Source organism: Micromonospora sp. WMMD961, assembly GCF_029626145.1.
Taxonomy (GTDB): Bacteria; Actinomycetota; Actinomycetes; order Mycobacteriales; family Micromonosporaceae; genus Micromonospora.
This window is the reverse complement of record NZ_JARUBJ010000002.1, coordinates 5,962,501-5,971,781: the sequence shown is the minus strand read 5'-3', so window position 1 is coordinate 5,971,781 and position 9,281 is coordinate 5,962,501. Positions and strand designations below refer to the sequence as shown.

Genomic DNA, 9,281 nt, shown 5'->3' with positions numbered 1-9,281 from the left:
CCTGTGTCCACCGAAGTCCTGTCCGAGGCGCCCGTCGACGCGTACGGCACGCCACTCATCGACGCCGGAGAACTCGTGCCCGGCACCCGTGTCCTGATCAAGGACGAGACCCGGTACGCCTCCGGAAGCCACAAGGAGCCCGCCGCCCGGGCAGTCGTCGCCCGTGCGGCCGCCGCCGGATACCGCCGGGTCGTCATCGCCACCTGCGGCAACTACGGCCGGGCCATGGCGATGGCCAGCGCCGACGCCGGGATGGCCTGCACTGTGGTGCTGCCCACCGGTTGGAGTGACGGCGGCGCCTTCATGCGGGCCGCCGGGGCCGACGTGCACCTCGTGCCGGGCAGCTACGAGGACGCCGTCGACGAATCGCGCCGGCTCGCGCAGACCGAGGGTTCGATCGACGGGAACGTCGACGGCCCCTACGTCGACGCCGTCTTCGCCGGTCACGGCGTCGTCGCCCACGCCCTGCACCGGGCGCTCGGCGAGCCGCCGGCAGCGCTGTGGATCCCGGTCGGCAACGGTACGACGATCATCGCGGTGCACCGGCAGTTGCGGGCGCTCGGCTGGTCCGTACCCATCCACGGGGTCGGCTCCGCCGACAACAACCCGGTCGTCACCTGCTGGCCGGGCCCGTACCAGACCCTGCCGCCGGACTGCGTCGTCACCACCGACCACAACCAGCCGCTGGTGAACTGGCACGCCCTACAGGGGCCCGAGGCGATGGAGGCGGTCGCGGCCACCGGCGGGCTCGTGCACGGGGCCGACGACGACGAGCTTCTGCACGCGCAGGCGCTGCTCGCCCAGCACGGTGCCCAACCCACCGCCGCCGGATCGGTCGCCCTGGCCGGGTTGCTCCGGCACGCCCGCACCACCGCTCTCACCGGCACCCACGTCGTGCTGCTCAGCGGGCGCTGAGCACTCCCACTACGAAAGACCACCCCCATGACAACCGTGGCACCCCCCTTGCTGCTGTTCGCCCGCGCTCGTACCTCCCGCGCCGACGAACGGATCTTCATCGCCAAGCTGGCCGTGCTGGTCGTCCTCACCGCCCTCGGCGGCGTGCTCGCCCTGCGCCCCGAACCCCTCGCCGCGCTCGTCGGCGTGGTGCTGCTCGCCGCCATGTACACCCACGCGGTCGAGTTGCAGCACCAGGCCCTGCACCACTCGGCGTTCCGGGCATCCTGGCCGCACCGGCTGGTCGGCGTGCCCCTCGGCCTGCCGCTGCTCGTCGTCTACAGCCACTACCGGGTCCGGCACCTGCAACACCACCGCTACCTGGGCACCCCGCAGGACACCGAGTTCTTCGGCTTCGACACGCGAGTGCCGCTGACCCGGGGCATGCTGCTGCGCGGGCTGTTCGACTACTCGCGGTTGGCCGCCGTCCTCCGCGACGTCGTCCGGGCGGCGACCGGACGCTGGCGGTACGAGTTCGGTGACATCAGCCCGACGATGCGCCGCCGGATCGTCACCGAGCACGTGATCCTCGGGGCCGTGCTCCTCCTGGTAGCGGTGCTGGCCGGCACCGGACACCACGAGCCGGTCCTGCGGCTGTGGCTGCTGCCCCTCCTGCTCGCGGTGCCGGCCCACTTCCTGGTGGAGCTGCCGGAGCACGTGCTCTGCGACACCGACAGCACCGACGTGCTCCGCAACACCCGATCCATCCGCGGCAGCTGGTTCAGCACCTGGTACACCAACGGCAACAACCTGCACATCGAGCACCACGCGGCGATGAACGTGCCGATCAGCCAACTGCCGGCGCGACACCCCGAGACACTCCGGTACGCCGAACACGTGGAGAAGACGTATCTCGACTTCTACCGTCAGCTCTGGCGGGCCGTACGCCGCTGACCGCGACAGGTGGTCGTTGACCACCGTGAGACGAGTGCGAGCTCAGGAGCAACCCTCTGCGCCCGACCCCGCGTGACTACCTCGAAACGGGGATCGGAGGCCTCCATCTGCGGCGACGTGGCCGGACGGCCGCCGCTGCCCGACGGCCGCCAGCGCCGTCGGCCAGCGGAGCGGGCGGGTGGCACGCGCGATCGAAGACGGGGAGATACGCGGAAGGCCCAGGTGCCGCGATCATGCGGTCTGCCTGGGCCTTCGTGGTGGAGCGGGCGACGAGAATCGAACTCGCGTAGTCAGTTTGGAAGACTGAAGCTCTACCATTGAGCTACGCCCGCGTGCACCCCGCCGGAACGAGGCGCATGCACAGCGTACCCAATGTCGACGCCCGACGCGTAACCGCGCCACCGCCCCGCGGTGCCGGGTCGTCCCGACGCCGCGTCGCACCTCCCCTCAAGATCCGCACGGCATCCGTCGCGCGACCCCTCAAGATCCGCACTACATCAGGGATGTAGTGGTCTCCGCGCGTCGTGAGGCCGCTACAACCGGGAAGTTGTGCGGATCCTGGCGCGGGGAGCGGTCGCGTGGCCCGGGTCGCGCGGGTCCTGCGGTGCGGGGGTCGGCCCTGCGTGGTCTGGCATCGGGAGTTTTGGGAGCTTTGGGATATTTGCCCGGGTGGTGGATGCCCCGGCACCGCCTGGGGCGCGACGACGGCATAGACTGCTCGTCGCCACGGGGTGTGGCGCAGCTTGGTAGCGCACTCGCTTTGGGAGCGAGGGGCCGTGGGTTCAAATCCCGCCACCCCGACTGTCGTCCGCGGCCGGGCCGACCCGGGTGCCGTCCAGTGCGGTCCCCGGGCGATGCCGGAGCGTCAGGCCGGCTCGCCTACACTCGATGGGCTGAATCACGCCCAGACTCAACTGAGATCCGTCAAGGAGTACGCCTGTGAAGAGCACCGTCGAGACTCTGAGCCCGACGCGCGTGCGGCTCGCCATCGAGGTGCCGTTCGTCGAGCTCGAGCCGAGCCTCAAGAAGGCGTACCGGGAGATCGGTTCGCAGGTCCAGGTTCCGGGCTTCCGCCGGGGCAAGGTGCCGACCGCGGTGATCGACCAGCGGGTCGGCCGGGGCACCGTGCTCAACGAGGCGGTCCAGGAGGCCATCCCGGAGAACATCCTCGCCGCGGTGCGCGAGCACGACCTCAAGACGCTGGGGCGCCCCGACGTCGAGATCACCGAGTTCAACGACGGTGACTCGCTGAACTTCACCGCCGAGGTCGACGTCCGCCCGGAGATCACCATCCCGGACCCGACCACCATCGAGGTGGTCGTCGACGAGCTGCAGATCGACGAGAGCGAGATCGACGAGCAGGTGAAGAACCTGCGGGAGCGGTTCGCGACCCTCAAGACCGTCGAGCGGGCCGCCGCCGAGGGTGACTACGTCCAGATCGACCTCAACGCCACCGTCGACGGCGAGGACGTGCCGGGCGGGCAGGCGAGCAACATCTCGCACGAGGTGGGCAGCAAGCAGCTCCTCCCGGGCCTCGACGAGGCCGTGGTCGGCCTGGCCGCCGGCGACGACACCACCTTCACCACCCAGCTGGTCGGCGGCGACTTCGCCGGTCGCGACGCCGAGGTGGCGGTGACCGTGCGCACGGTCAAGGAGAAGGAGCTGCCCGAGCTGAACGACGAGTTCGCCCAGATGGCGAGCGAGTTCGACACGATCGAGGAGCTGCGCGGCGACCTGCGTGCGCGGGTCACCCAGGGCAAGCAGGTCGAGCAGATCTACGCCGCTCGGGACAAGGCCCTGGCGCAGCTGGTCGAGGCCGCCGAGATCCCGGCCCCGGAGGGTGTCGTCCGCGAGGAGGTCGCGAGCCGCAAGCAGGCGATGGTCGACCAGCTGGAGCGGATCGGCGCCTCCATGGAGGAATACCTCGCGGCCGAGGACAAGACCGAGGAGCAGATCGACGCCGAGCTGACCGAGGCGGCGACCGAGGGCGTCAAGGTCCAGCTGCTGCTGGACACGCTGGCCGACGCCGAGGACGTGCAGGTCTCCGACGACGAGTTCGGTCACGAGATCGTGCACCGGGCGCAGCGCGCCGGGATGGCCCCGCAGCAGTACTACGACCAGCTGGTGCGCTCCGGCGCGGCCGCCGCCGTGTTCGGCGACGTGCGGCGGGGCAAGGCGCTCGCGGCCGTCATGGAGCGGATCACGATCAAGGACGCGGCCGGCAACGGGATCACCCTTGACGCGCTGCGTGCCGCCAACGAGGCCGAGCACAACCACCAGCACTGATCATCGGGTGCGGCCGCCGTCCGCCGCTGTGCGGTGGACGGCGGCCGAATCCTTTCCCGGGTACGCCGGGAGCCCGCGTCGCGGGTGTGCCTGACACAGCTGCGCTGAGAGCGAACAGTGCCCCGACCGGGACTCTGCCGCCCCGCACAGCGGTTAGTGTCGGGAAAGACGGTACGGAGAGCGAAGGGCTGCCATGACCGACATGCACATCCCCAAGAAGTCGCTCCGGGCGATTGACGCGCGCGGTGGCGACTCCATTGGCAACCTCGACGACTCGGTCTACAACCGGTTGCTCAAGGAACGCATCATCTTCCTGGGCAGTGAGGTGACCGACCAGGTCGCCAACCGCATCTGCGCGCAGCTGCTGCTGCTCGCCGCGGAGGACCCGGACCGCGACATCAACCTGTGGATCAACTCGCCGGGTGGCTCGGTCTACTCCGGCATGGCGATCTACGACACCATGCAGTTCATCGACAACGACGTGTCGACCGTGGCGATGGGCATGGCGGCCTCGATGGGCCAGCTGCTGCTCTGCGCGGGCACCAAGGGCAAGCGTTACGCCCTGCCGCACGCCCGGATCATGATGCACCAGCCGTCCGGCGGGCTGGGCGGCACGGCGTCCGACATCGCCATCCAGGCGGAGCAGATGCTCTACACCAAGCGGATGTTCCAGGAGCGGGTCGCGCACCACACCGGCCAAGACCAGTCGCAGATCGAGGCGGACTCGGACCGGGACCGTTGGTTCACCGCCCAGGAGGCCATGGACTACGGCTTCATCGACAAGGTGATCATCGGGGCCGCTCAGGTTCCGGATGGCGCCGGGACCCTGAGCTGAGGAGCTGACGATGACTGATCTGAGCCTGCCGCCCCAGTTCGCGGCCGTGCACAACCGTTACGTGTTGCCGTCGTTCGTGGAGCGCACGTCGTACGGGGTCAAGGAGTCCAACCCGTACAACAAGCTCTTCGAGGACCGGATCATCTTCCTCGGCGTCCAGGTGGACGACGCGTCGGCCAACGACGTGATGGCCCAGCTGCTGACGCTCGAGGGCACCGACCCGGACCGCGACATCATCATGTACATCAACTCGCCGGGTGGCTCGTTCACCGCGATGACGGCGATCTACGACACCATGCAGTACGTCCGTCCGGACATCCAGACGGTCTGCCTCGGGCAGGCCGCCAGCGCGGCGGCGGTGCTGCTGTCGGCGGGCACTCCGGGTAAGCGGATGGCTCTTCCGAACTCGCGGATCATCATCCACCAGCCGGCCACCGAGGGCGGCTACGGGCAGGGCTCGGACATCGAGATCCAGGCTCGGGAGATCCTGCGGATGCGGACGCAGTTGGAGGACATGCTGTCCCGCCACTGCAACCGCCCCATCGAGCAGGTTCGCAAGGACATCGACCGTGACAAGATCATGACGGCCGAGGAGTCCAAGGAGTACGGGCTGGTCGACACGATTCTGACCAGCCGCAAGAAGGGCTTGCTGGCCGCTCAGGCCGCGAGCTGAGCAGTACCGGGTCAGAGGTTGGCCGGGGCGTGAAGTTCCCGGCCGACCTCTGACACACCCGTTTTGGGGGTCGGAGATTGCCCCGGCAGCGGGTAACGTCGGGTCCGTACCGCTTCGCCGGTCGGGCCGGCGGGGTGAACTAACCGGGCGGCGCGCAGCGTCCGCAGGTCAGGGCCGGGGTTCCGGCCGATGAGTGCAGGGAGAACGTAGGTGGCACGGATCGGTGACGGCGGCGACCTACTGAAATGCTCCTTCTGCGGCAAGTCGCAGAAGCAGGTCAAGAAGCTCATCGCGGGCCCAGGGGTCTACATCTGCGACGAGTGCATCGATCTCTGCAACGAGATCATCGAAGAGGAGTTGGCCGAGTCCGGCGAGGTGAAGTGGGAAGAGCTTCCCAAGCCGATGGAGATCTGCCAGTTCCTCGACAACTACGTGGTGGGGCAGGACCAGGCCAAGAAGGCGCTCGCGGTGGCGGTCTACAACCACTACAAGCGGATCCAGGCCGAGGCGGCCAACGCGCCCGGCTCCGGCAGTGATGCCGTCGAGCTGGCCAAGTCCAACATCCTGCTGCTCGGCCCGACCGGGTGCGGCAAGACGCACCTGGCGCAGACCCTCGCCCGGATGTTGAACGTCCCGTTCGCCATCGCCGACGCCACGGCGCTGACCGAGGCGGGCTACGTCGGCGAGGACGTGGAGAACATCCTCCTCAAGCTGATCCAGGCCGCCGACTACGACATCAAGCGCGCCGAGACCGGCATCATCTACATCGACGAGGTCGACAAGATCGCCCGTAAGTCGGAGAATCCGTCGATCACACGCGACGTCTCCGGTGAGGGTGTGCAGCAGGCGCTGCTCAAGATGCTCGAGGGCACGGTGGCGAACGTGCCGCCGCAGGGTGGCCGTAAGCACCCACATCAGGAGTTCATCCAGATCGACACCACCAACGTGCTGTTCATCTGCGGTGGTGCCTTCGCTGGCCTCGATCAGATCATCGAGTCCCGCACCGGGCAGGGCGGCACCGGTTTCGGTGCCCGGCTCCGGTCGGTGTCCGAGCGGTCGACCGATGACATCTTCAGCCAGGTCATGCCGGAAGACATGCTCAAGTTCGGGTTGATCCCCGAGTTCGTCGGCCGGCTGCCGGTGATCACCAACGTACGCAGCCTCGACCGCAGCGCCCTGGTGCGTATCCTCACCGAGCCGCGCAACGCGCTCGTTCGGCAATACCAGCGCCTGTTCGAGCTGGACGGGGTCGAGCTGGAGTTCGATGAGCCGGCGCTGGAGGCGATCGCCGACCAGGCCATGCTGCGGGGCACCGGTGCCCGTGGTCTGCGGGCCATCATCGAGGAGGTCCTGCTCTCCGCGATGTTCGAGGTGCCGAGCAACCCGGACGCCGCCCGGGTGCTGATCACCCGCGAGGTCGTCCTGGAAAACGTCAACCCGACGATCGTGCCGCGCGAGTTCACCGGGCGACGGGCCCGGCGGGAGCGCGAGGAGAAGTCGGCCTGACCCTCCCCGCCGCACGCCGGCCGCTCAGTCCTGACGCGGCCGGCGTGATCGCGTTCGGCGGTCCCACTCGCCCGACGGGGTGACGGTCACCATCATCAGCCGGCACGGTTCGTCGCTGTCGTTGCGGTAGCCGTGTTCCCGGTCGGCATGAAACTCGATGGTCTCGCCGGCCCGCACGCGGTGGTCCTGCCCGTCGACGCGGACGATCGCCGCACCGGTGAGGACGTGCAGCACCTCCCGGGTGCCGCGCGGATGGTCGGCGGAACGGTGGGCTTCGCCGGACTCCAGCCGCCAGTCCCACAGTTCGACAAGATCCGGCTCGCCCAGCCCGCTCAGCAGACGGGCCTCGCCGCCGTGCCCACCCTGCCAGAGCACCGGCGCCTGGGCCGCTGAGGTGATCTTCACGGCCCGTTCCTCGGCCGGCTCCAGGAGTTGGGCGATGTTGACGCCGAAGGCGTCGGCGACCCGGCACAGCGTGCCGACGCTCGGGTTGGTGCGCGCGCCCTCGATCTGCACGAGCATTCCCTTGCTCACCCCGGACCGGCCGGCCAACTCCTCGAATGACCAGCCTCGGGCGGCCCGTAGGTCACGTACCTGTCGGGCCACCCCGGCGGTCACCGCGACCACCCGATCCGCTCCCGCCTCGGTCATTGAACTATCCTTCACGGTCACTATTGTGATACGACAGTGGCATGCTCCCCATTGTCCTGGCAACGGTGTCCGCCGTTGCGTTCGGCATCGCCGACTTCTCCGGCGGGAAGGCGTCCCGTCGCGCCAACCCGATCGCGGTGACCGTCGTGTCCCAACTCCTGAGCGTTCCACTGCTGGTCGTCCTGGTGCTGCTGGTGCCCGGCACCCCGACCGTCGGGGACATCGGCTGGGGCCTGCTCGCCGGGGTGGCCGGCGCGGGCGGGGTCATGCTGCTCTACCGGGCCCTCGCCGGCGGGATGATGGCCGTCGTGGCGCCGGTCACCGCCATCACCGCCGCAGTGGTGCCGATCGTCGCCGGCCTGTTCACCGCGTCCTTCCCCGGTGTGCTGGCGCTCACCGGCGCGGGTCTCGCGGTGCTGGCGATCGCCCTGGTCAGCCTCGGGGAGAGGGGTGAACGGAGGGGGGTCCCGGTACGGCTCGTTTGGCTCGCCCTCGCCGCCGGAGCGCTGTTCGGTGTCTTCTTCACCCTCCTCGGTCAGGCCGACGAGAGTGCCGGGATGTGGCCGGTGGCGGCCGTGCGGGCCAGTTCGATCGCGGTCGGCCTCGCGCTGGCCGCCAGCACCGGAGTACGCCTGCGAGTCGGACGACGGGTGCTGGGCTGGGCGGCGGTCGCCGGTCTGCTGGACAGTGCCGCCAACGGGCTCTTCCTGGCCGCCGCCGCCCGTGGGCACCTGAGCATCATCGCGGCGATCACCGCGCTCTACCCGGCCAGCACCGTGCTGCTGGCGTTGGCCGTCGACCGGGAGCGGCTGCGCCCGGTCCAGGTGGCCGGGCTCGGGTTCGCCGCCGGGGCGCTGGTGCTGGCCAGCCTCTGACGCTGTCCATGCCGGCTCCTCCGGCCGTACCCTGGCCTCATGCGTGTCGCCGTCTGCCAGCTCAACGCCCGGGAGGACCGCAAGGCCAACCTGGCCGCCGCGGAGGTCCTGCTGGAACGCGCGGCGGCGGGTGGCGCGGACCTGGCCGTCCTACCGGAGTACGTCGACTACCTCGGCCCGGCCGCCGGGCTGCCCGAACCGGAGCCGGTGGACGGGGAGGTCGGCAGCTTCTTCGCCGGGATCGCCCGGCGGCTCGGGATCTGGGTGGTGGCCGGCTCGTTCCACGAGGCCGGCCCGGACCCGGAACACACCTGGAACACGTCGCTGGTCTTCGACCGCACCGGCAGCCTGGCCGCGAGCTACCGCAAAATCCACCTGTACGACGTGGAGATCCCCGGTCGGGTCTCCTATCTGGAGTCCGCAACCGTCGCGCCCGGGGTCCAACCGGTGGTGGTGGACGTCGAGGGCCTGCGAGTCGGTCTGTCGATCTGCTACGACCTACGCTTCCCGGAGCTGTACCGGCTGCTCGCCACCGATGGGGGCGCACACCTGCTGGTGGTGCCTGCGGCATTCATGATGCACACCGGGCGGGACCACTGGGAGGTCC

At 69.5% G+C, this 9,281-nt stretch carries 9 protein-coding genes and 2 tRNA genes (1 of these 11 running past the window's edge); 9 read left to right on the top strand and 2 right to left on the bottom strand.

Annotated elements, in window-relative coordinates:
* Window positions 1-3 precede the first annotated feature (3 nt).
* Window positions 4-915, top strand: coding sequence for a pyridoxal-phosphate dependent enzyme (locus O7614_RS27185; protein ID WP_278141260.1), 912 nt, complete (start codon window positions 4-6; stop codon window positions 913-915).
* A 36-nt stretch (window positions 916-951) separates the two neighbouring features.
* A complete protein-coding gene (locus tag O7614_RS27180) occupies window positions 952-1,848 on the top strand; it encodes a fatty acid desaturase (RefSeq protein WP_278141259.1) in 897 nt (298 codons plus the stop codon).
* 258 nt (window positions 1,849-2,106) lie between these two features.
* Here the strand turns inward: O7614_RS27180 and O7614_RS27175 are convergent.
* Window positions 2,107-2,180, bottom strand: a tRNA-Gly gene (locus O7614_RS27175).
* A gap of 395 nt (window positions 2,181-2,575) precedes the next feature.
* On the opposite strand from O7614_RS27175, the gene O7614_RS27170 reads away from it, so the two are divergent.
* From O7614_RS27170 to clpX, 5 genes are all read left to right on the top strand, one after another.
* Window positions 2,576-2,649, top strand: a tRNA-Pro gene (locus O7614_RS27170).
* 138 nt (window positions 2,650-2,787) lie between these two features.
* Window positions 2,788-4,134, top strand: coding sequence for a trigger factor (gene tig, locus O7614_RS27165; protein ID WP_278141258.1), 1,347 nt, complete (start codon window positions 2,788-2,790; stop codon window positions 4,132-4,134).
* 193 nt (window positions 4,135-4,327) lie between these two features.
* Window positions 4,328-4,969: an ATP-dependent Clp protease proteolytic subunit gene (locus tag O7614_RS27160; protein ID WP_088988027.1), complete on the top strand. Its 642-nt coding sequence runs from the start codon at window positions 4,328-4,330 to the stop codon at window positions 4,967-4,969.
* Window positions 4,970-4,979: 10 nt separating this feature from the next.
* Window positions 4,980-5,642, top strand: a complete 663-nt coding sequence (locus O7614_RS27155) for an ATP-dependent Clp protease proteolytic subunit (protein ID WP_088988028.1) — start codon at window positions 4,980-4,982, stop codon at window positions 5,640-5,642.
* Window positions 5,643-5,852: 210 nt separating this feature from the next.
* Window positions 5,853-7,148 (top strand): ATP-dependent Clp protease ATP-binding subunit ClpX, encoded by a 1,296-nt coding sequence (clpX, locus tag O7614_RS27150; RefSeq protein WP_278141257.1) that lies wholly within the window; start codon window positions 5,853-5,855, stop codon window positions 7,146-7,148.
* 24 nt (window positions 7,149-7,172) lie between these two features.
* Here the strand turns inward: clpX and O7614_RS27145 are convergent, their stop codons facing one another.
* Window positions 7,173-7,799: an XRE family transcriptional regulator gene (locus O7614_RS27145; protein WP_278141256.1), complete on the bottom strand. Its 627-nt coding sequence runs from the start codon at window positions 7,797-7,799 to the stop codon at window positions 7,173-7,175.
* 41 nt (window positions 7,800-7,840) lie between these two features.
* Between O7614_RS27145 and O7614_RS27140 the strand changes: the two genes are divergently transcribed.
* Both O7614_RS27140 and O7614_RS27135 read left to right on the top strand, forming a co-directional pair.
* Window positions 7,841-8,674, top strand: a complete 834-nt coding sequence (locus tag O7614_RS27140; protein ID WP_278141255.1) for a DMT family transporter — start codon at window positions 7,841-7,843, stop codon at window positions 8,672-8,674.
* A gap of 39 nt (window positions 8,675-8,713) precedes the next feature.
* Window positions 8,714-9,281, top strand: the 5' portion of a protein-coding gene (locus O7614_RS27135) for a carbon-nitrogen hydrolase family protein (RefSeq protein WP_278141254.1). It continues 230 nt past the right edge of the window; only the first 568 of its 798 coding nucleotides appear in the window; the start codon lies at window positions 8,714-8,716; its stop codon lies off the right edge, out of view.